At 31.8% G+C, this 22,545-nt stretch carries 20 protein-coding genes; 9 read left to right on the forward strand and 11 right to left on the reverse strand.

Translation table 11 applies throughout. The features are described from left to right. Positions 1–86: 86 nt before the first annotated feature. Positions 87–317, reverse strand: a complete 231-nt coding sequence (locus B3J26_RS04810; protein ID WP_038336269.1) for a ferredoxin — start codon at positions 315–317, stop codon at positions 87–89. A 13-nt stretch (positions 318–330) separates the two neighbouring features. Next, positions 331–1,623: a peptidase U32 family protein gene (locus B3J26_RS04815; RefSeq protein ID WP_291073520.1), complete on the reverse strand. Its 1,293-nt coding sequence runs from the start codon at positions 1,621–1,623 to the stop codon at positions 331–333. Positions 1,624–1,776: 153 nt separating this feature from the next. Here B3J26_RS04815 and B3J26_RS04820 point away from each other — a divergent pair, with 153 nt between their 5' ends. Together B3J26_RS04820 and B3J26_RS04825 are read left to right on the forward strand one after the other, a co-directional pair. After that, the gene (locus tag B3J26_RS04820) at positions 1,777–2,118 is read left to right on the forward strand and encodes a DUF4377 domain-containing protein (RefSeq protein ID WP_125349184.1); all 342 of its coding nucleotides are present in this window, start codon (positions 1,777–1,779) and stop codon (positions 2,116–2,118) included. Between the two features lie 39 nt (positions 2,119–2,157). Further along, positions 2,158–2,931, forward strand: a complete 774-nt coding sequence (locus tag B3J26_RS04825) for a TrmH family RNA methyltransferase (RefSeq protein WP_125349185.1) — start codon at positions 2,158–2,160, stop codon at positions 2,929–2,931. Positions 2,932–2,979: 48 nt separating this feature from the next. On the opposite strand, the gene B3J26_RS04830 is transcribed toward B3J26_RS04825, so the two are convergent. From B3J26_RS04830 to B3J26_RS04845, 4 genes are all read right to left on the reverse strand, one after another. Continuing rightward, positions 2,980–5,373, reverse strand: coding sequence for a GumC family protein (locus B3J26_RS04830; RefSeq protein ID WP_291073525.1), 2,394 nt, complete (start codon positions 5,371–5,373; stop codon positions 2,980–2,982). A gap of 2 nt (positions 5,374–5,375) precedes the next feature. Further along, on the reverse strand, positions 5,376–6,137 hold the full coding sequence (locus B3J26_RS04835) for a polysaccharide biosynthesis/export family protein (RefSeq protein WP_291073527.1): 762 nt from the start codon (positions 6,135–6,137) through the stop codon (positions 5,376–5,378). Further along, positions 6,127–8,067, reverse strand: coding sequence for a polysaccharide biosynthesis protein (locus tag B3J26_RS04840; protein ID WP_291073529.1), 1,941 nt, complete (start codon positions 8,065–8,067; stop codon positions 6,127–6,129). The genes B3J26_RS04835 and B3J26_RS04840 overlap by 11 nt, the downstream gene beginning before the upstream one ends. A 106-nt stretch (positions 8,068–8,173) precedes the next feature. Further along, the gene (locus B3J26_RS04845) at positions 8,174–9,421 is read right to left on the reverse strand and encodes an OmpA family protein (RefSeq protein WP_291073531.1); all 1,248 of its coding nucleotides are present in this window, start codon (positions 9,419–9,421) and stop codon (positions 8,174–8,176) included. A 220-nt stretch (positions 9,422–9,641) separates the two neighbouring features. Between B3J26_RS04845 and B3J26_RS04850 the strand changes: the two genes are divergently transcribed. The 4 genes from B3J26_RS04850 (at position 9,642) to B3J26_RS04865 (ending at position 12,339) form a co-directional block, all read left to right on the forward strand. After that, positions 9,642–10,577 carry a ribose-phosphate pyrophosphokinase gene (locus tag B3J26_RS04850; protein WP_038336277.1) on the forward strand — a complete coding sequence of 312 codons (936 nt, stop codon included), beginning with the start codon at positions 9,642–9,644 and terminating at the stop codon, positions 10,575–10,577. Between the two features lie 45 nt (positions 10,578–10,622). Then, a complete protein-coding gene (locus B3J26_RS04855) occupies positions 10,623–11,207 on the forward strand; it encodes a 50S ribosomal protein L25/general stress protein Ctc (protein ID WP_038336278.1) in 585 nt (194 codons plus the stop codon). Between the two features lie 139 nt (positions 11,208–11,346). Beyond that, positions 11,347–11,781 (forward strand): RrF2 family transcriptional regulator, encoded by a 435-nt coding sequence (locus B3J26_RS04860; protein WP_038336279.1) that lies wholly within the window; start codon positions 11,347–11,349, stop codon positions 11,779–11,781. Between the two features lie 60 nt (positions 11,782–11,841). After that, positions 11,842–12,339, forward strand: a complete 498-nt coding sequence (locus B3J26_RS04865; protein WP_280046192.1) for a hemerythrin domain-containing protein — start codon at positions 11,842–11,844, stop codon at positions 12,337–12,339. Between the two features lie 24 nt (positions 12,340–12,363). On the opposite strand, the gene B3J26_RS04870 is transcribed toward B3J26_RS04865, so the two are convergent. The 5 genes from B3J26_RS04870 to B3J26_RS04890 form a co-directional block, all read right to left on the reverse strand. Continuing rightward, positions 12,364–12,552, reverse strand: coding sequence for a hypothetical protein (locus B3J26_RS04870; protein ID WP_280046191.1), 189 nt, complete (start codon positions 12,550–12,552; stop codon positions 12,364–12,366). A gap of 39 nt (positions 12,553–12,591) precedes the next feature. Continuing rightward, on the reverse strand, positions 12,592–13,650 hold the full coding sequence (locus tag B3J26_RS04875; protein WP_280046190.1) for a glutaminyl-peptide cyclotransferase: 1,059 nt from the start codon (positions 13,648–13,650) through the stop codon (positions 12,592–12,594). 54 nt (positions 13,651–13,704) lie between these two features. Further along, positions 13,705–14,253: a crossover junction endodeoxyribonuclease RuvC gene (gene ruvC, locus B3J26_RS04880; protein ID WP_280046189.1), complete on the reverse strand. Its 549-nt coding sequence runs from the start codon at positions 14,251–14,253 to the stop codon at positions 13,705–13,707. A 30-nt stretch (positions 14,254–14,283) separates the two neighbouring features. Then, entirely contained in the window at positions 14,284–16,833 is a 2,550-nt protein-coding gene (locus B3J26_RS04885; protein ID WP_291073534.1) for a phosphoenolpyruvate carboxylase, read from the reverse strand. A gap of 102 nt (positions 16,834–16,935) precedes the next feature. Next, complete coding sequence (locus B3J26_RS04890) at positions 16,936–18,447, reverse strand: GH3 auxin-responsive promoter family protein (protein WP_291073536.1); 1,512 nt, start codon at positions 18,445–18,447, stop codon at positions 16,936–16,938. A 52-nt stretch (positions 18,448–18,499) separates the two neighbouring features. Here B3J26_RS04890 and B3J26_RS04895 point away from each other — a divergent pair, with 52 nt between their 5' ends. The 3 genes from B3J26_RS04895 to thrA all read left to right on the forward strand — a co-directional run bounded on the left by B3J26_RS04895 (position 18,500) and on the right by thrA (position 22,543). Continuing rightward, positions 18,500–19,291 (forward strand): DUF2797 domain-containing protein, encoded by a 792-nt coding sequence (locus B3J26_RS04895; protein ID WP_291073538.1) that lies wholly within the window; start codon positions 18,500–18,502, stop codon positions 19,289–19,291. 153 nt (positions 19,292–19,444) lie between these two features. Continuing rightward, complete coding sequence (locus tag B3J26_RS04900) at positions 19,445–19,873, forward strand: hypothetical protein (RefSeq protein WP_147280028.1); 429 nt, start codon at positions 19,445–19,447, stop codon at positions 19,871–19,873. Positions 19,874–20,089: 216 nt separating this feature from the next. Then, the gene (gene thrA / locus B3J26_RS04905; RefSeq protein WP_291073540.1) at positions 20,090–22,543 is read left to right on the forward strand and encodes a bifunctional aspartate kinase/homoserine dehydrogenase I; all 2,454 of its coding nucleotides are present in this window, start codon (positions 20,090–20,092) and stop codon (positions 22,541–22,543) included. Positions 22,544–22,545: the final 2 nt, after the last annotated feature.

Raw genomic sequence — 22,545 nt, forward strand, 5'->3', positions numbered from 1 at the left:
CACACTTTAAAGGAGAGTGCCTTTTTTACATAAAACAAAAGTCCATCAAAATTTTGATGGACTTTTTATATAGCTAATGTTTTAACCTAAATTTCTTTTACTGTAATAATGTTTACAGGACAAGCTTTGGCAGCACGTTCGCAATTATCTGCGATAGAATGATCAGGATCTTTCAACGTATGGAAACCTTTTTTATCAATTGCTTTTAATAAAACAGATTTACCATCTTTTTTTGACATTCTGAATCGTTCTGGTGCTAACTCATAACAATAGTTGCATCCGATGCATTTATCGCGTTGTAACGTAATAATGACCATTGAAAACTATTTTTTAATGAGAATAAGCGCCTTCTTCAACACTATTTTGTTGCGTTCCTGGCTCTTCTACTTTTACTAATTTGTATAATTTATCAGATGGACGAATTCTAAATTCCATCGGAATTGTAATCGAATCACCTTTTTTAGCTGTTTCAGATTTTACATCTTCCACCATCATTTCTGTAACCACCATTTCTTTGGCTCCAGTTGTTGGTCCTGTTACTAAAATCAAATCACCAACTTTCAAATCATACGCATCAATTACAAATTGACCAATGCTTGGTTTTGGGAAGAAATGAACTCCTTTTCCGATGTAAACTTTTTTCTGAGTTGCCATAGAACCTGGAACAGCAGACCATTCTCCTAATTTTTGACCTAAATAATATCCAGACCAAAAACCACGATTATAAACAGTTTGCAATAATCCCATCCAGTAATCCACTTTTTCTTTCGAATATGTTTTATCCGCAATAGAATCAATCGCTTCTCTATAAGCACGAATCACAGTTGCAACGTATTCTGGAGCACGTCCGCGACCTTCAATTTTCAATACTTTTACACCTGCATCAACCACTTCGTCCAAAAATTCCATTGTACAAAGGTCTTTTGGTGACATCATGTATTCGTTATCTAATTCGATTTCGAAACCAGATTCTTGGTCGATTACCGTATATTTTTTACGACAGTTTTGTTTACAAGCTCCACGATTTGCAGAAGAATTATGCGAATGTAAGCTCAAGTAACATTTACCAGAAACAGCCATACACAGTGCTCCATGACCGAAAATTTCGATTTCAACTAAATTTCCACTCGGTCCACGAACATCATCTTTGATAATTTGTTCACAAATCTTTTTCACTTGTTTCAAACTCAATTCACGCGACAATACCATTGTATCAGCAAACATTGCATAAAATTTTACTGTTTCGATATTCGTAACGTTAATTTGTGTCGAAATATGAATCTCAATCCCAATTTGTCTTGCATAGGCAATAACAGATTGATCCATCGCAATAACAGCCGTAATATTTGCTTCTTTTGCTCTGTCCAATAAGTTTTTGATTAAAGATAAATCGTGATCGTATATAATTGTATTTAAAGTAAGGTAAGAACGCACACCTTTTTCTTCACAACGTTTTACGATTTCTGGTAAATCGTCCATTGTAAAGTTTATTGATGCTCTCGCACGCATATTCAACTGCTCAACTCCGAAATATACAGAATCAGCTCCATTATCTAAAGCCGCTTGTAACGATTCGAAATTCCCAGCAGGAGCCATCAACTCCATTTTTCCATCTTTGGTCATACGAAAATTCTGATTTTAAGGTGCAAAGGTACAACAAAAAATACAAGTGATTAAGTTATTTATAATCAAGTTAAATTTTTGAGAATGAATTTACTTTGAAGTTTAAGTTAGTTTTTAGCATAATATTTGTTGTCAAACAATAAATGATATTCCATGAAAAAAATTATTTTATCAAGTATTTTAAGTATCGGTTTATTTGCCTCTTGTGCTTCAACTAAAGAATTGAAACAAGGAGAAGAATTGTTAACAGTTGCTCCAGAAACAAGAGAATGTACCGCAGGAGTTGCAAAAATGCAATGTATGATGGTAAAAGAAGCAAATGCAGCTGAATGGCAATATTTTTATAATCAGATTGAAGGATTTGAGCATGAACCAGGTTATGAATATCAAATTATTGTTTCAAAATCTGAAATTGAAAATCCACCAGCAGATGCATCTTCATTAAAATATAAGTTAGTAAAAGTTGTAAGTAAAAAATTAGCAACAATGAAATAATTTGAATCTACTTCAAAGAATTTCGAGTAATTTTGCAAAATGTTAATAGAAAGTCTTCAAAATCCAAGGATTAAAAACTTGCTGAAATTGCAAGAAAAATCGAGAGAACGTAAAAATCAAGGTTTATTTATTGTGGAAGGAACACAAGAAAATGAATTAGCTGTAAAAGGTGTTTACGAAGCGGTTGAAATTTATATTTGCGAAGATATTTATAACAAATCAATTGATTTTGGACAGGCAAAAGTATTTACAATTACCAAACAAGTTTTTGAAAAGCTTGCGTATAGAAAATCGACAGGCGGCATTATCGGTGCTTATAAAACGAAATCTTCGACATTAACGGATTTACAATTACCAGAAAATGCGTTGGTTGTTGTTTTGGAAGCTGTAGAAAAACCAGGGAATCTTGGTGCAGTTTTACGAACTGGAGATGGAGCAAAGGTAGATGCTGTAATTGTTTGTGATGAAACAGTTGATTTTTTCAATCCGAATGTGATTCGTTCTTCGGTTGGAACATTGTTTACCAATCAAATTGCATCGGCGAGTAAAGAGGCTGTTTTGGATTTCTTAAAGTTGAAAAATATTCAAGTGGTTTCAACATTTTTGAGAGATGAAACAAAGAATTTATACGAGACTGATTTTACAAAATCATCTGCGATTATTTTAGGAACTGAAGCAACAGGACTTTCGGATTTTTGGGCTGATCATTCAGATTCGTTGATTAAAATTCCGATGTTAGGGTTTGTAGATTCGCTAAATGTGAGTAACGCAGCAGCGATTTGTGTTTACGAAGCTGTGAGACAAAGACAATAAGATATTATAAAATAATAAAAGCCACTTCTTTCGAAGTGGCTTTTATTTTTATTTCTTACCGAATAGTTTACTAAAGAAAGAGTTTCCTTTATTATGATTTTCACCATATCCGTACCCATATCCGTATCCATATCCGTATTCTTTTGTAAAGTCAACATCGTTAACAACCATTGCCATATTTTTAAGACGGTTATCTTGATATAATTCTTTAGGAATAGCCAGCATTCGTTTGTCCAAATAATTAGCACGAACAACGTACATTGTAATATCTGCACTATCAGAAATTAATAAAGTATCTGTAACTAAACTAACTGGTGCAGTATCTATTAATACATAATCATAGTTTGCTTTTCCATATTTGACAATATCATCAAAACGTCCGTTCATCAATAGCTCTGAAGGATTTGGAGCTACCTGTCCAGAATAAATAACATCAAATTTGTAATCAGCAGGATTTTTGATGATGATATCACTAATATTAATATCATTTGAAATCAAATATTCTGTAACACCATATTTGTGTCTGTATTGATCGGTAATTCCTAAATAATCTAAAACTTTAGGACTTCTAATATCTGCTCCAATTAATAAAACAGATTTACCTGACATTGTTAATATTTGAGCTAAATTAGTTGAAATAAACGATTTACCTTCTCCACTAGTTGTAGATGTAATATAAATACATCGAGGATCTGTTGAGTTTTTAAGTAAAAAATTCATGTTTGTTCTAAGAATTCTAAAAGCTTCAGCAACACTAGAATTATCATTTTGCTCGATAATAGAAATATCACTTTTAGGTACTTGTCCAGCAATTGGAGCTCCAACTGCATCTTCAACATCCTCTTTAGAGTTTACATTATTATTCAATAATTTATAAATATATATACATATAAATGGAATAACTAATCCTAGAATTAGAGCTCCTAATAATATAATACTTTTCTTAGGTGAAACGGGAATCTTAGAATCATAAGCATAGTCAATAACTTTTATATTATCTGGTGTAGCAGCTGCTTTTATTTCGTTCTCTTCACGTTTTTGTAATAAGAATAAATATAAAGCTTCAACAATTTGCTGTTGACGAGAAATATCTCTAAAACCACGTTCTTGACTTGGTACTTTTTGAATTCTGCTCGCAATTTGATTTTGTTTAGATTGAACAGAATTTAACATTGTTTGAGTGTTATTTCTATATAATCTCAAACTATTCTTCAAGTTTCTTTTTACATCATTAATTTGCTCTTGTAATTTGATCGCGTTAGGGTGATCTTTTGTTACAGATTTTAACATATCTTCTTTAGCGAGAACTAATTCATTGTATGAAGATATTTCTGCTGAGATAGATTTATCTTCTAATCCAATATTAGAAGGTAGTAAATCAGTCTTAGAAGAATTTAGAGCAGAGTTCATATAGTCAACTAATTGTAGTTGAGTAGATGATTCTAAAAGTTTCTTTTCGTTATCTGCGGCACTTTCTAAAAAGATATTCGCTTCTGAAGTAACATCTGTAATATTATTTTGAACTTTATAACGTTCAAGATTTTTATCAACTCCACGTAAATCGTTTGTAACAATTTGTAGGCGATCATCAATAAATTTAGAGGTAGCTTCTGTTAATTTATGATTATCACTTACTAAATCTTCATTATAAGTTGTAATAAGATCATTTATTAACTTCTTAGATATATCTGGAACAGGACCAACCAAAGAAAAATTAATAATTTTTGAACTCTTCTCAGTATTTGGAGAAATACTCAATGAGTTTTGATATGCATTAACAATTCTATCAATAGAATTTAAATTAATTTGATATTCAAAACCAATATGTTTTCCTAAGCTTCCATTTGGACTAATTATAAAACTTCCAAAGTCTTCTGTAATCTTTTGTCCAAAAGAATATTCCTTTATAACACTTGTTTTTTTATTTTCAAGTTTAAATTTAGTGTTCGATAATATACTTACAATAAAACTATTATTGTCTAAGCTTTCATTGGCTTTATCGTTCTCATTTAATAAAATGAATTTTATGGGAGATTTTTCTTGTTGTAATTGAATTTCTGCAACTCGACCTACGCTAAAATATTGTATATTAAAGTTATTTTTTTGAATTACTTTAGTTAATAATCTTCTCGATTTTAAAACATCAATTTGATCACCAACTTCAGCATTTGTTGAAGATCCCCCTCCAAGCATAGCTTGATCCATTAAACCAGCTAATTCACCTGTTGAAGATTCTTTTTCGTTCAATAATATTTTAGCTGAAACTTGATATTGTTTTTGTGTATATTTAACATATAAAAAGGCTATAATTAAAGAAATAATGACTCCAAAAACAAACCATTTCCAATAGTATAAATATTGCTCTAAAATTTGCCTGATATTAATAGTTTCTTCAGGCTCATCGAAGTAATGATCTTCTACGTTGTTTTTATTTTTACTCATTTTTATTTAGAAATAACAGCAATTACAGAGATTATAACACCAGCAACAGATATCCATAAAGAATAGTTTGGCGTAAATTTAGACGATGAAATTTTTGCATTATTTGGTTCTACATAAACAACATCATTTTGTGCTAAATAATAAACAGGAGAGTTTAGTATTTCTTTAGATGTTAAATCAACATTATAGGTTTGTTTTTGTCCATTTTGTTCACGGATAACCATAATATTTTTTCTTACACCATTAATTGTTAAATCTCCTGCCATTCCTAGTGCATCAAGAATGCTCACTCTTTCATTTGGAATCGAGAAATTACCTGGTTTAGCTACTTCTCCTAAAACCGTGATTCTGAAATTTGTGAAATTTATATTAACACCAGGATTTACAATGTACTTTGATATCTTAGATTTTAATTCGTTTTCAGCTTCTGTTCTAGTTAATCCTCCAACTTTTACATTACCTATTAAAGGATAGTTGATATAACCATTTTCGTCAACAGTATACACTTTTGCATAAGGATTATTTTGCATTCCAGAATTTACTTGATAAATACTTTGTTGATTAAAAGGTTCTGTTGCTTTGATATCAGCAGCACTAACACTAATAGCTAATATGTCAGAAGATTGAATTTTAGGGATATACTGTTCGAAATTTGTAGTAGACTGTTGGTCTCCACTTAAATAAACTAATTCCTTTTTTGACGCACAAGATGAAATTGTGAGAATAACTATTACAATTAGGAGATTAAAAATTTTATTTTTCATAAATTAAGTTATCAAGTTTTTCAAATTCAGAGTTTTGAGATTTAAATTCTGGTACTATCTCTTTTATTTTAGCCACTAAATGCATGACTTGTTCATGCTTTTCTATAGTTGAAGACATTGAGCATAACTCTTCAATCAACTTTTTATTATCTTGACATTTTGAAGTATTTACTTTAGCAATCATTATTTTTTCATGATGTGTTTTAACTGTATTTTCATCATTGGCTAATAATTCTTCATAAATTTTTTCACCTGGGCGTAAACCTACAATTTTTATATCAATTTCCTCAGGATATTTAAATCCACTAAGTTTAATCATTCTTTTTGCAAGATCAATAATTTTCATTGACTCACCCATATCAAATACAAAAATCTCGCCACCTTTTCCCATTATTGCTGCTTCAAGCACTAACTGACACGCTTCTGGTATTGTCATAAAAAAACGTGTAATATCAGGATGAGTTACTGTTAAGGGACCACCATTTTCCAATTGTCTTTTAAAAAGAGGAATTACAGAGCCATTAGACCCTAGTACATTACCAAATCGGGTAACAATGTAGTTTGTTTTAGAAACTGCATTAGTACAATTTACATAGATTTCTGCTACGCGTTTAGTTGCGCCCATTACGTTTGTAGGATTTACTGCTTTATCAGTAGAAACCATTACAAATTTTTCTGCGCCAAATTCATTTGCTAAATCAGCAATAATTTTTGTTCCATAAATATTTGTGTTGATTGCCTCATAAGGAAATTTTTCCATCAACGGAACATGCTTATATGCAGCTGCATGAAAAATAATTTGCGGATGATATTTATCAAAAAGGCTTAACATTCGTTTTCGATCTCTTACACTCGAAACGATATAATCTATTCTATTTTGTTTTTCTTCAGAAATTTCATTTTTTAAAGACTGTTGAACATCATATAGAGCCGATTCTGCCTGATCAATCAAAATTAGTTGAGCAAAATCCATCATAGCAAGTTGCCTTGAAATTTCACTTCCTATAGAACCTGCAGCACCAGTAACAAGTATTACCTTACCTTGTACATTTTCATTAATAATAGGGTTTTTCAACTTAATTGATTCACGCCCTAATAAATCTTCAATTTTTAATTGTTTGATTTGAGCAGGCTTGTATGTACCATCAATCCAATTAGAAATAGGAGGAATTATTTTAATATTAACATTTAAATCTTCTAAAGATTTAGAAAGGTTTAATAACTCATTAGTTTTAATATTTTGAATAGAAATAATGATTTCTGAAATATCATTTCGTTCAATGAATTTATCATCAACATCATTTATAGAATAAATTTTAGCGCCATCGATAAACGTTCCAATTTTAGAAGGTTTGTCATCAATAAAACCTACTACTTTATAGTTAAATTGAGTATCGTTTTGTAAAATATCTCGAGTGATTAATCCTGAATCTCCAGCTCCGTAAATCAATGTTTTTTGTTGAGCTTTATTTTTAGAAAAAAAGTAATCGTAAATCCATTTATAATATAATCTGGCAATAACCATTATTACTGTTGAAATAAATAAATGGACAAAGATAACAGAGTAAGACATTCTGAAAACATATGAAACAGGAGTGTTCTCCGAAAGATTAGATTCAATGAATTGTCTATAGATAAAAGAGATGAAGAAAAGAATCAGAAAAGCTGTTGTATTTGAAACAAAAACATTTTCAGCATCTTTTAACCCCGTTTTTTTTACAATTCCCTTATATGTTTTGAAGTATAGGAAACATAGAGTATATGCTGCTACAACAAATGGTAATTTAAATAATAATTTTTCTAAACTAAAAGAATTTAGAAAACTATTAAGTATAAAATTGGTTATTACATAGCTAAAGAAAACTATAAGTATGTCTAGCACTAATACGACCCATCTAGGAGCATTAAAGTGTTGGTTAAAAGGATTCAATATTTTAGTAATTTAAGTGGTGATAAAGATAATAAAAAAATCAGGAATAGAGACTCCAAAAAATGGAAAAATCTATCCCTGATTAATATCTTAAATTAAGAGAGAATTATTTTACTCTGAAAACAACTCTTCTTGCTAATTGATGAGAAGAAACTTGAGAGTTTTTGAACTCTTTATCTTCACCTTCACCAATAGTAGTTAATTGAGAAGCATTAGCTCCTTGACTAACTAAAATAGCTTTTACATTTTCTGCTCTTCTACGAGATAAATTTTTGTTGTAAGAATCACTTCCAACTGGGTCAGCGTAACCTAAAATGTCGATTTGAGCATTTGGCTTAGCTTTTAAGTACTCAGATACAAATTTGATACCTCCAACTGATTGTTGATATGGTTTATCAGAATTGTAATCAAAGTAAACGTTGATAATACCAGAGTTAATCATTTGTTCTAAGAAATCAGCATCGTTAACGATAGTTGTATTTCCTCCTGCATTTTGTTTAATGTATTCTTCAATATTATCTGGAATACCATTACCATTATGATCAATAGTAACACCTTTAGTATCAACTACAGCGCCTGGAGCTGAATCTGGCTCTTGATCTAAGTAATCAGCAACACCATCTCCATCAGTATCTTTTAACATTTGTTCGATGTTGGCAATTCTGTCTTCTAAATCTTTTCTTGTAGTTTCAAAAGTCCAATCGGCATGTTTCTGGTTACCTCCAAGATAGAATGTTAAACCTAATGTAGCATTCCACATATCGCCATCTAAACCTCTTGTATCCATTTTAGAAGTGAAGTCATAATTGTTTTGTTGGCGAATGTTTCTGATGTAAGTAACGTCACCTGTTAATGCAATACGATCAGATAATTTTAATTGAGGTGTTAAACCTACAATAATATTACCCATATTATCTGCATTATCAAACAAACCATCATCTTCTCTTGTCATCCAAGAGTAACCAGCACCTGCATGTGCTAATAAACCAATAGATTTAGTCCAATCTTCAAAGTTCATAATACGACCTAGATTTGCTACTCCTTGTAAGTCTACACGGTAATAGTTTGTTCTAAATCTTTTAGAATCTTCACCTTCTTTTAAACGATCATAAGCTCCGTCTAATTTTAAACCAAATTTAGGATTAAACATATAACGAACACCTAAGTCTACATGGTAAAAACTTGGAGTTTGCATAAAGTAACCATTAGAAAAACCTTTAGTTGCTTTGTTTGCTCCACCATTGGCCTCAATAGACCATTTGTTGTAATCATTGTTAACTGTTTCAGTAACTTCTTGCGCTTGAGCAAAAATCCCTAATCCAATTACACTTAATAGGTATGAAATCTTTTTCATGAGGAAAAATTTAATTACAAGATTATATAAATTGTTAAAAACGAATAAATAAATAATGTTAAAAAAGCTTACAACTAACGAAAGTCATAATATTTTTTTGTGATTATTTTAACGTCCAAAAAAAGACTTCAATAATTGTGCCGAAATTAATTTTCATTTTTCTTGTACCATGTTTGAATCATTTAAATTATTTTTGCACAAATATTTCCCAAAACAAACAATGGAACAATCAGCATTTCTTTTTTCGACCAGAGGATCATTAGAATTAGCACAAAAAATTGCCGATCAATATGGTCAAGAACTTGGTAAATCTAAAATTGTAGAATTTAGCGACGGAGAATTTGTACCCGCTTTTGAACAGCCAATTCGCGGAGCTCGCGTTTTCTTAATCGGTTCTACAATGCAACCAACAGACAATTTAATGGAATTACTTTTAATGTGTGATGCAGCAAAACGCGCATCTGCTAAAAGTATTACAGTTGTTATTCCTTATTTTGGTTTTGCTCGTCAAGATCGTAAGGATGCACCACGTGTACCAATTGGAGCAAAATTAGTTGCAAAAATGTTAATGACAGCTGGAGCAACTCGTGTAATGACTATGGATTTACACGCTGATCAAATTCAAGGATTTTTTGAAGTTCCTGTTGATCATTTATTTGCTTCAACAATTTTTGTTGAATACATTAAAGGTTTAGGTTTAGATAATATTTGTATCGCTTCTCCAGACATGGGAGGTGCTAAACGTGCAAATACATATGCTAAATACCTTAATGCAGATATCGTAATTTGTCATAAAGAACGTAAAGTTGCTAATCAAGTTGATAGCATGATGTTAATCGGTGAGGTAGAAGGTAAAAATGTTATTTTAGTGGATGACATGATTGATACAGCGGGTACACTTGCTAAAGCGGCTGAATTGATTATGGAAAAAGGAGCAAAATCTGTTCGTGCAATTGCAACGCATGGAGTTTTATCTGGACCAGCTTATGAGCGTCTTGATAACTCTCTATTAACGGAAATTGCTATAACTGATAGTATTCCATTAAAAAATACTTCCGTATCTAAAATAAAAGTATTATCTTGCGCTCCGCTTTTTGCTGATGTTATGCATTTAGTACATAGCAACAAATCTATTAGCCAACGTTTTGTTATCTAATGATTTAACTTAAAATTAAATTATTTTTATTATATACATATTATTATGAAGTCAATTACAATTCAAGGTGTAAAAAGAGAAGACTTAGGTAAAGTGGCTACACGTAACCTACGTAATGCTGAACAAGTACCTTGTGTGGTTTACGGTTCTGGAGAGCCTATCCACTTTTCAGCTGATGAAAAAGCATTCAAATCATTAGTTTACACTCCAGATGCTCATACAGCAACTATCGAGTTAGCTGATGGAGCTAAAATTCAAGCAATTTTACAAGACATCCAATTCCACCCAGTAACGGATAAAATCTTACACGTAGATTTTTACCAATTAAACGAGGACAAACCAGTAACTATGGAAGTACCAGTTCGTTTAGTAGGACGTGCTCGTGGTTTAGTAGCTGGTGGAGTTTTACGTTTCAACATGCGTAAATTAAAAGTTCGTGCTATTCCAGCAAACTTACCAGACGAAATCGAAATCGATATTACTCCAATGAGAATTGGTCACAAAATGTATGTAGAAACATTGAAAAATGATAACTACACATTCGCTCATCCAGATAACGCAGTAGTAGTAGCTATCCGTACTTCTCGTAACGCTGTTAAAGATGCTGATCAAGACGAAGACGAAGATTAAGAAATTTTCTTTTCAGATAAAATTAAACCACTCAATTTTGAGTGGTTTTTTTATTTTTAAAAATTTAATAAGATAAATTTGTCCGAATTAAAATTAGTTGTATATTTGCTTCATAATTTATAATGAATAAAAGAAATTAATGTTTTCTAAAGCGTGCGAATATGGAATTAAGGCTTGTGTGTTTATTGCACAAGAATCTGTAGAAGGAAAGAGAGTCAATTTAAAACAAATTGCAAATTCGATTAATTCTCCAGAAGCTTACACAGCCAAAATTCTTCAACAATTAGTTAAAGCAAATGTGATTTCATCTGTCAAAGGAAAAATGGGAGGTTTCCAAATGGATGCAGCGCATTTAGAAGATATCAAATTAGTGAATATCATCAAAGCGATTGACGGAGATGGTCTTTATCACAGTTGCATTTTAGGTTTAGTAGAATGCGATGCTAACAAACCTTGTGCTTTACATAGCCGTGTTTTTGCAATTCGTAATGATTTGCGAGGAATGCTAGAAAAGACATCGATGTTTAATTTGATTGATGATCTTGAGAAAGGAATTGCTTTTCTTAAGCATTAAAAAAATTTGATTAAAAATAAGATAAAAATATCCGATTATCCGAATTAAAAAATTACAACAATGAACCTATTAATAGAACTTCCTCAAACAACTGCTTCTCATATGAGTTATACTGTAACAGTAAATCTAAATGAAGCGTGCGAAAGACATCATAAGACATTATTTTTTTGTTGGAATATTCGTGCTGGAATAGATAAAGGAGTCGATATTCAACGAATTGTTGATTATGTAAATTGGTATGGGGAAGATGTTTTATTCAAAAAATTTGAGATAGAAGAAAAATTTCTTTTTACACTTTTGGATGAAGATCATTACTTGGTAAAAAGAGCATTGAAAGAACATAGACGTTTGAGACGCTTGTTTAAGATAGATGCAAAAAATCCGATGAAAAGTTTGATTTATATCGAAGAAGAATTGGATTTGCATATCAGATTTGAGGAGAAACAAATGTTTCCTGAATTTGAGAAAAATGCAACACAAAAAAAGTTAAAAGTAATTAAAGAACAATTTAATTCACTTTTAACTAACACAGATTGGAAAGATCAATTTTGGTTATAGATCTTTATAGCTAAAAATTTTTACTTATAATTTTTTAGATGATTTTTGAAAAGAAAAGCTCGATTTTGCAGGTCGAGCTTTTTGCTTTTTTATCTTTTCGATTATTTCTTCACCATCTTCAATTGATGAACAAGGAATAATTATTTTATTAGGAGGATTTTTGATGTCATTTATAACAGCCAAAGTTTCAGACATCATCCGTTGAATCTTCAATGTTCTTATTATTTTGGGTCTGGTTAATCGCATAAGATTCTACTTCTTAATCTTAATTTCAAAGATTTTGTCCCAGTTTTTACCTGTTAATAACATATTTCCGTTGTCTTTGAAAGCGATTCCGTTCAATTCTTGTGCTTGTGGATTTCCTTGTTTTCCTTTCAATTCAGCAAAATTAAACTCAGCTTTTACAGCACCAGTTTGTGGATCAATTACCACAATATTACTATTATCTGCATGTCCAGATTTTAGGTAAACATTTGCATAAATTAGACCATCGTGATACTCAATTTCATTCAAATAACTATATGGTTGCGTGTTATCAAAAGCTTGAACAGTTCTAAGGTAGTTAAATTTCTCGTCGAAGAAATGAATACGTTGTGAGCCTTCTGTTACGGCTAATTCTTTACCAATTGTAGTAATTCCCCAACCTTCGATAATTTGAGCTGGCATATCAAATTTTTCAACTTGATTAAAGTTTAAATCATATTTATAAATCGCACGATCTTGCCATGTTAATTGATAAATAAAACCATTAAGTTCTGTAATTCCTTCTCCAAAAACATCGTCTTTAATTTGGTATAATTTTGTAGGCTCAGTTGCTCCCAATTTATATTCAATCAAACGTGTTTTTCCTCCACGAAGTCCAGTTCCTTCGAAAATATTTCCGTTTTTGAAATAAAAACCTTGCGTAAAATAATCAGGGTTATGTGGATAAGTTCCAACAATTTCATAATTCCATTGCGCAGCCGGCTCATTTGCATAAACCACAAACGTAAAATCGCGCGAATTTGTTTCTTCTTCTCCTTTGAAGAATTTCAAATTAACCGTATGATTTCCTAATCCAATTGTTTTTCCGTCAATCGTAAAATCAGCAGGAACTTCTTGTCCATCCACCGAAACTACAACTTTAGTAATTCCATCCAAATTAGTTAAAGGAATATCGATTTTGTCGCCAATTTTGTATTTATTTTGTTCAATTTTCGAAACAATTTCAGTGATTGCAGTATTGTTTTTTCCTGTAGAATCTTTACAAGAAAATAATACTGAAGAGAAAACTGTTGCACAAACTGAGGCAGCGATTAAATATTTTTTCATTTGATGTGTTTTATGTTTTATGAATTAGGTTGCTAATTCTACTACAAATATATTTTATTTTGTTCGATTCGGATTATTTTTTACAAAGGCATCCCAACTCGAATAAGAACTTGAAGTTCCAGTTGTTTTACCCGAATTTAGATAATGACAAACTGCAACGGCAAGACCATCTGTGGCATCCAAACGTTTCGGAATTTCTTTCAATCCAAGTAAATGTTGCAACATTCCCGCAACTTGTTCTTTCGAGGCATTTCCGTTTCCGGTAATCGCCATCTTAACTTTTTTTGGCGCATATTCTACCACAGGCATATCGCGATGCAGACAAGCCGCAATACAAACGCCTTGTGCACGTCCAAGTTTTAACATAGACTGAACATTAACGCCAAAAAACTGCGCTTCAATGGCTAATTCATCAGGATGATATTGATCAATAATGGCTAAAGTTTTTTCGAAAATCTTTTTCAATTTTGTTTGTTGATTCGGAAGTTTATGCAACAACAATTCGTCTAAAGTAATCAACTTTATTTTGTTGTTTTTGACTTCAATCAAACCAAAACCCATCACCATTGTTCCAGGATCAATCCCTAAAATAATCTTTTCCATCGTTGCGAAGGTATTAAGATATTCTGAAAATTAAGCCGAATTTCGACTCGCATTAATATTTCCGAATAACGAACGCATTACAATTTGCTCATAGACTGATTTGAATTCACTTTCATGATGAATTTTGTTCAACGCAAATTGTTGAATCGTTAATAATGGTAACACAATTTTTTCGCGCATTTGTACCGAAGATTTGTTCAATGGTTCATCTTGCATCAATTCTGTGTAACCCGAAATTTCTAAACACAATGCTTTTGATAATTCAAATTCATCGTGCAAAATATTCCAAAATTCACCATATTCAGGATCATCTTTCATATAAGAAGTTAATGGAAAATAAGTTTTTTCCATCGACATCATACTATTTTGAATCAACGTTTTGAAGAAGCTCGAATTTTTGAATAAATCTTTTACATCCTCTAAATGACCTTGTTTTTTCAATTCATTTATAGCCGTTCCAACACCAAAATATCCTGGAACATTTTGTTTTAATTGACTCCAAGAACCCACAAATGGAATAGCGCGCAAATCATCGAACTCTAATTTTTTATCACCACCTCGTTTACTCGGACGGCTTCCGATATTCGTTTTTCCATAATAGTTAAGCGTACTCATATTTTCTAAATAAGGTAAAAATGAAGGATGCGCTTTCAAATCTTCGTATTTCTGATAACTAATTGTGGCTAATTTATCAATCAATGTGCGTTCATCAGGCGAAATCTGACTTGTACTTGTCGAGAAAACATCCGAAATAATACCAGCCGTGTACAATTGTTCAAAATTATATTTTGCCTGCGGCATTGTTCCATAATTCGACGTAATTGTTTGCCCTTGAATTGTAATTTGAATTTCGTGATTTGCAATTGTTTTCCCTTGAGAAGCGTAAAATTCGTGCGTTTTTCCACCTCCACGAGCAGGAGGTCCACCACGTCCATCAAAGAAAATAACTTCGATTTGATTTTTATCCGAAACATTCGAAAGGATTTCTTTGGTACGATAAATTTCCCAGTTCGCTTTGATGTAACCGCCATCTTTTGTTCCGTCTGAAAAACCTAGCATAATCGACTGGCGCTGTTTTCTACGTTCTAAATGTTGCGCATAAATAGGTAAATTATACAATTTATTCATTGTATTTTCAGCACCATCTAAACCTCTAATCGTCTCGAAAAGTGGCATAATATCAAACTTAATTTCATCGTCTTTATAGCCGCAAAATTTGAACAAAGCATAAACATTTAAGACATCGAAAATGGTTTCAGAGTTTGAAATAATGTATCGGTTAACACCTAATTCACCATTTCGTTGTTGAATCGTTTTTAATTGATAAACATTTTTGATCGTATCAATCACAATATCATCTTCAAAATCTTCAGGCTTAGCAGTAAATGAAGGATTTGTTAACAATTCGATTTGTTCTGGTTCGCTTAAATCTTTCAGATTAATTCCAGTATATTTTTCAATAATTTGGTTAATTACTTTTTGATGAACACGCGAATCTTGACGGATATCCAACGAAGCAAAATGTAACCCGAAAATATCAACACGTGTGATAAAATCGTCTAAAATATCCAAGAAAATTCCGTTGTGTTGTTCAATCAAAATTGTACGAATAGTCTGTAAACGTGTCTTGATTTCATCAATTGTAATTGTTCCATTTTCATTGAACATATTTTCGTAAATCAAATTACTCAACGCTTTCAAAGGTTCTGTAACATGCTTGAATGTTAATCTACGTTGAACAATTTTAAGATGATTGTAATAATTTTTTAAGATACTTGTACGCAATAAACTTGCAACTTTCCATGTAATTTCTGCTGTTACAAATGGATTTCCATCGCGATCGCCTCCAGGCCAAAAACCTAATTGAATGACAGGAGATTTGAGAGGTTGACTTTCTGTAAAAAACAATTGATTGATTTCGTTATACAATCGTCCAATCGTCTGGTAATACACATTTCGTAAATAATAAATAATCGAAACTGCTTCATCGTAAGGTGTTGGTTTTTCTTCGTTGATGAAAGGTGTTTTTCCTAATTGTTGCAACAATAAATCAATTTTACTTACCGAATCTTGTTGAATTGCATCGCGTAAATCTTGAATAATTTGTTGAACATTTGTTGGATAAAATTGCGTTGGATGCGCTGTAAAAACAACTCTTGTTACAAAATCTTCGATTCTGGTTTTTACTTGCTCCATTTTACCTTGCGCTTGTGCAATATGGTAAATGCTTTCCAAACTTCCTTTTTCATTTTCGGAATGTAATGACGGAAATGCAGCATCTTCGATACTATCAAACAAAACAACTTGTCGCTCGATGTATTGTATCATTCGAAACATCAAATCGATTTGTTCTTGTTCGGTCTTTAAATCGGTGTATTTCTCAAAAAAATTGTTGATGATTTCATTTGGCGATTTACCTTCTGGTAAACCTTTTTGACTTTCATCGTACAAAAACGGAATCAACGATCCAATGTTTTGCATTTTTTCGTAGGGCAGACTCATAAAGAGACTGTTGTAAATTTGAAACTTATTTTCCACAATTTGGTGGAATTTAAGTTCAGATAAATTCGTACTTCGCATTAATAGGTATTTTTTCTCTTAATAGTAAATTTACTTGTTTCGAGGTAATTATCCTATTTATTTTAAACCAAAAAAAGAGAATCGTATTGATTCTCTTTTTTATTATGATCGATTATTTAATTCAATTAATGGTTCAATAAACTCTCTTGTATTTGATAAACGAGGAACTTTATTTTGTCCACCTAATTTACCTCTTGAAGCCATCCATTCGATGAATAATTTTGTGCGTGCTTTGTGTACAATCGGTCGATTAAGTGTCATATTATTGTAACGTTTTGCTTCGTAATCGGAATTAACTTCTTGCAAACCTTTATCTAAACAATCAATAAATTGCTCAAAATTTTGAGGTTCTTTATCAAACTCTATTATCCATTCGTGAGCGCCTTTTTCTTTTCCTTGCATAAAAATTGGACCAGCACTATATTCAGAAACGATCGAATTTGTTTGCATACAAGCACGTTTCAAAGCTTCTTCTGCATTTTCTATCATCAATTCTTCTCCAAATGCATTGATATAATGTTTTGTTCGTCCAGAAACAACAATTCTGTGTGGATTTGTAGACGTAAAACGAACCGTATCACCAATAATATAGCGCCATAAACCTCCATTTGTCGTGATAACCATGGCGTAATTTTTACCAACTTCAACTTCTCCAATTGTTAAAAATCGTTGAGTTTCTGAACCAAATTCTTCCATTGGAATAAATTCGTAAAAAATTCCGTTGTCTAATAATAACAACAAATCTTTGCTGTGCAATTGATCCTGAATTCCAAAAAAACCTTCGGAAGCATTATATAATTCGAAATAATTTAATTTTTTCTGAGTAATTAAATTATAGTTTTCTGCATAAGGTTTGAAGCTGATTCCACCATGAAAAAACACTTCGAGATTTGGCCATAATTCGTCCAAATAATTCTTTCCAGTTTCGGCTAATAATTTATTCAAAACGACTAACATCCACGAAGGAACACCAGTTAAAGAACCAACATCTTCATTTTTTGTTGCATTAATAATAGCATTCATCTTTACATTCCAATCAGACATTAAAGAAATCTCACGATTTGGAATGTTTTTCATTTCTGCATAAAAAGGTAAATTATCAATCAGAATAGCTGATAAATCACCAAAACGCGTATCATATTTTTGATAAAGTTCACTACTTCCGCCAATTCTTAAGTTTTTGTGCATAAAAATATCCGTTTCGGGATAAGCATTTAAGTACAATGCAAACATTGTTTTTCCTGCTGCGTAATGGCAATCTTCTAAGGATTCATTACTAATCGGAATAAATTTACTTTTGGCATTTGTTGTTCCAGAAGATTTCGCAAACCATTTTATTTTTCCATGCCAAGTAACATCTTTTTCACCTTTTCTTGCTAATTCAATATAAGGTTGAAAATCCTCGTAATGCACTGCAGGGACTTGCTCTTGAAATTTATGTGTCGTTTTGATTTCGTCAAAATGAAATTCTTTTCCGTAAATAGTCGATTTGGCTTTTTTGATATTCTCAAATAACACACGTTGTTGCGTACCAACTGGATTTTTGATACTTTCCTCGATGATATTCATTCGGCTACGCATCATAATTTCCATAATCTTATTGACTATTCCCATCCGCTAAAAGTTTTGTAGATTTACACAAAATTAATTAAACTTTTTTAGCAAGATGCAGTTTGAAGGACAAATTCGTAAAATGACAACTGAAAATGGAACGCCAATCAATTATTATTGGAATTTCAAGAATGATTTTATTGTTATGAATCAATTGTTAGGAAAAAAAATCAAGATTAACTTTGATCACTACGAATGTTTAAACTGTCACGAGGACAAAGAGATTTATCAGATGGGATATTGTAAAGATTGTTTTTTTACAATTCCAGAAGCTAATCCAAGTATCATCAATCCAGAACTTTCTACAGCACATTTGGGAATTGCGCAACGTGATTTAGAGTTTGAAACGAAATTCGAATTGCAACCGCATATTGTGTATTTGGCAAATTCATCAGGAATAAAAGTTGGTGTAACGCGTTTAACGCAAGTGCCGACACGTTGGATCGATCAAGGAGCATCAGAAGCTATTATTATTGCAAGAACAGATAATCGTTACGAAGCTGGAATGATAGAGGTTTCGTTGAAAAATGTTATTGCTGATAAAACGAATTGGCAAAGAATGTTAAAAAATGATGTACCAGAAATTAATTTGTTCGAAAAGTATCACGAAATCAGAAATGAAGTGAATCCAGATTTTCAACAATTTTTGGTTGATGAGCCAGAAGTTTGGAAGTTAGACTATCCAGTTTTATCTTATCCAGAAAAAGTAAAATCATTAAACTTGAAAAAAACGCCAGAAATAAAAGGTGTTTTGAAAGGAATAAAAGGTCAATACTTGATTTTTGAAGACAATACCGTTTTCAATGTTCGAGGTCACGAAGGTTTTTACGTCAATTTTGAAGTATAAAATTTATTTTACAATAAGATATATTCAAAAGTCGGTTCTGCAACAGAATCGACTTTTTTTGTTTCTATCTATTTGATTTCAATAAAAATACTTGTTTTTTATCTTATTTATTTTTACATTAGTTATAATCAATTAACACAAAAAATAGGAATTATGAAAGCAAGTGCATTACTTATGGTTGGCGGTATTTTGGCTTTAACAGCATGTAATAAAAAATCAGATTTGCCAGATTATAAGGTGAAAGAAGCAGTTTTAGATGTTTACAAATACAGAGCAGATAAGCCAGATTCACTTTTTTCGAAAGTAGAAGGCGTAAATGTGGATGATTTGAATGCGGTGGTTAAACAATATGGGCCAGTTGATGTCTACAACTTTGAGAAAATGACGCCTCTTGAAGATGGTGACAAAACAGTTTACGAAGCAGTTTATAAAGTATCTTTTAAAGGAGCAGAAGGTACAGAAACTTTTAAAGTACGAAAAATTGATAAACTAGACGGAATTGTTGTTGGCTATGCAAGTGATGTAAAACCTGTTGCTGAACCAAATGATTCATTGGCTGTAAAAAAGGATTCGGTGAAATAAATATAAAAAAATAATAAATACGTAATGATTTATTGAAAAAGTTTGTATATTCGTTATCAATAATGAAACAAAACGGATTAAATACAATCATTTCAATTACGACGACTTCTAGTGTTCACACTTAGAGGAGTTTTGTTATGTATTTAATTCTAAAAAAATAATGCAAAAGCATCTTCTCAAAAGGAAGATGCTTTTTTTATGATCAAAATTTAAATTATGAAAGTTTTAAAATTCGGAGGAACATCAGTCGGATCGGTAGAAGGTATCCGCGCGGTCGTAGAAATTGTTAAACAGGAAAAGCAACAAAATAACTCGATTATTTTGGTTGTGTCTGCTATTTCTGGTTTGACCAATTTATTAACCAAAATGTCTGAAGAAGCTTCATCAGGAAATTTTGGTGAAAATGATTTAAAACTTTTTCAAGACAAACATTTCGAAATTGTAAAAGCTTTAATCGATGTGCCGAATCAAAATCCGATTTTAACAAAATTAAAATTGTTGATGAATGAGTTGGAAGCATTATTAGAAGGGGTGGAAATTCTGAAAGAATTAAGCCCTCAAACAAAAGATTTGATTTTGAGTTTCGGCGAAAGATGTAGTGCTTTATTAATAGCAAAAGTAATGCAAGAGCATGTTGGAAATTCATTGGCGATTAATGCATCAGATTATATTTTGACTGATCATAATTTTGGTCAAGCGAATGTTATCGAGGAAAAATCGTTTCAGAATATTCAACAATTAGCAAAAGATTATTCGGATAAATTATTAGTTGTAACAGGGTTTATTGCTGCTAATGAAGAAGGACGAGTGACAACTTTGGGAAGAGGAGGTTCTGATTACACTGCGGCTTTGATTGGTGCGGCTTTACATGCAGAACAAATTGAAATTTGGACAGATGTAAATGGAATGATGACGGCGGATCCTCGTTTTGTGAACAAAGCTTTTTCGTTAGAAAATTTATCGTATACAGAAGCGATGGAATTGTCGTATTTCGGTGCGAAAGTGATTTATCCGCCAACAATGGCTCCAGCTTTTAAACTTCGAATTCCGATTTTAATTAAAAACACATTTCAACCGGATTTTGAGGGAACAAAAATTCAGTTCGATTCGCAACCAACAGATTATCCAATTAAAGGAATTTCGTCGATCAAAGATATTGCATTAGTCAATATAAAAGGAAGCGGCTTGGTTGGCAAATTGGGCTTTAGTGGAAAACTTTTTTCACTTTTAGCGCAACATCATATCAACATTGTGTTGATTACGCAATCTTCGTCAGAGCATAGTATCACGCTTGCCATTCATCATAATGAAGTCGAAAAAGCAAAGCAATTAATTGAAGAAGAGTTTTGTTTGGAAATTGCAGCAAAATGGTTGGAACCAATTGAAATTGAAGAAAATCTCGGAATTATTGCAATTGTTGGAGAAAACATGAAGAAAATGGTTGGTGTTTCGGGCAAGTTATTTTATGCATTAGGACGAAATGGAATCAATGTCAGAGCGATTGCGCAAGGTTCTTCGGAGTATAATATTTCGGTTGTGATTAACGAAAATGATTTGTCAAAAGCTTTAAATGCGGTACATGATGCGTTTTTTAATCATTTGAAAAAAACAATTCATGTTTTCAATGTTGGAGTAGGAAATATTGGGTCGACATTTTTAAATCAATTAGAAAAACAGAAAGATTTTTTAGCAAAAAATAATGATATCGAGATAAAATTAGTCGGATTATCAAATTCTAAAAAAATGCTGTTTGATGAAAACGGAATCAATTTATCGAATTGGAAAAATGAATTAGAAAATTCTTCTTCACCAGCTGATTTGAATGAATTTATCCAAAAAATGAAACAGTATAATTTACCAAATTGTGTTTTTGTTGATAATACTGCGAGTTCTGATTTGCCAAATTATTACAAACAAATTTTCGAAAGCAGCATTTCGGTTGTAACATGTAATAAAATTGCGAATTCGTCTTCTTATCAAGAATATAAGAACTTGAAAGAAACTGCTCGAAAATATGGGATTGATTTCCTTTACGAAACAAATGTTGGAGCAGGTTTACCAATTATTGGTGTATTGAAAGATCTACGAATGAGTGGAGATCAAATCCTAAAAATTGAAGCGATTTTATCAGGAACAATTTCGTATATCTTCAATCATTTTAAAGGTGAAAACACATTTGCTGAAGTTGTAAAAAAAGCGCAAGAATTAGGTTATACAGAACCAGATCCTCGCGACGATTTGAGCGGAATAGATTTTATGCGAAAAATGTTGATTCTTGCTCGTGACAATGGTTACGAAGTGGAAGCAGCAGATGTGAAAATTGATTCTATTTTGCCAAAATCTTGTCTAGAAGCTGCAACTGTAGAAGATTTTTATCAAGAATTAGTCAATGAAAATGATTATTTCGAAAAGATAAAACATCAAGCAGAAGCGGAACAAAAAGTGATTCGTTACATCGGGATTTTAGAAGATGGAAAAATATCCATTTCGTTAGAATTGGTGGATAATCAACATCCGTTTTATGCCTTGTCTGGAAGCGATAACATTATTTCGTTTACAACAGCGCGTTACAAGGAACGTCCTTTGGTTGTGAAAGGACCTGGAGCTGGTGCAGAAGTTACGGCAGCTGGCGTTTTTGCAGATTTAGTTAATATAAGTTCAATACGATAAAA

This window comes from Empedobacter sp. UBA5987 (assembly GCF_002429865.1).
Classification (GTDB): domain Bacteria; phylum Bacteroidota; class Bacteroidia; order Flavobacteriales; family Weeksellaceae; genus Empedobacter; species Empedobacter falsenii_B.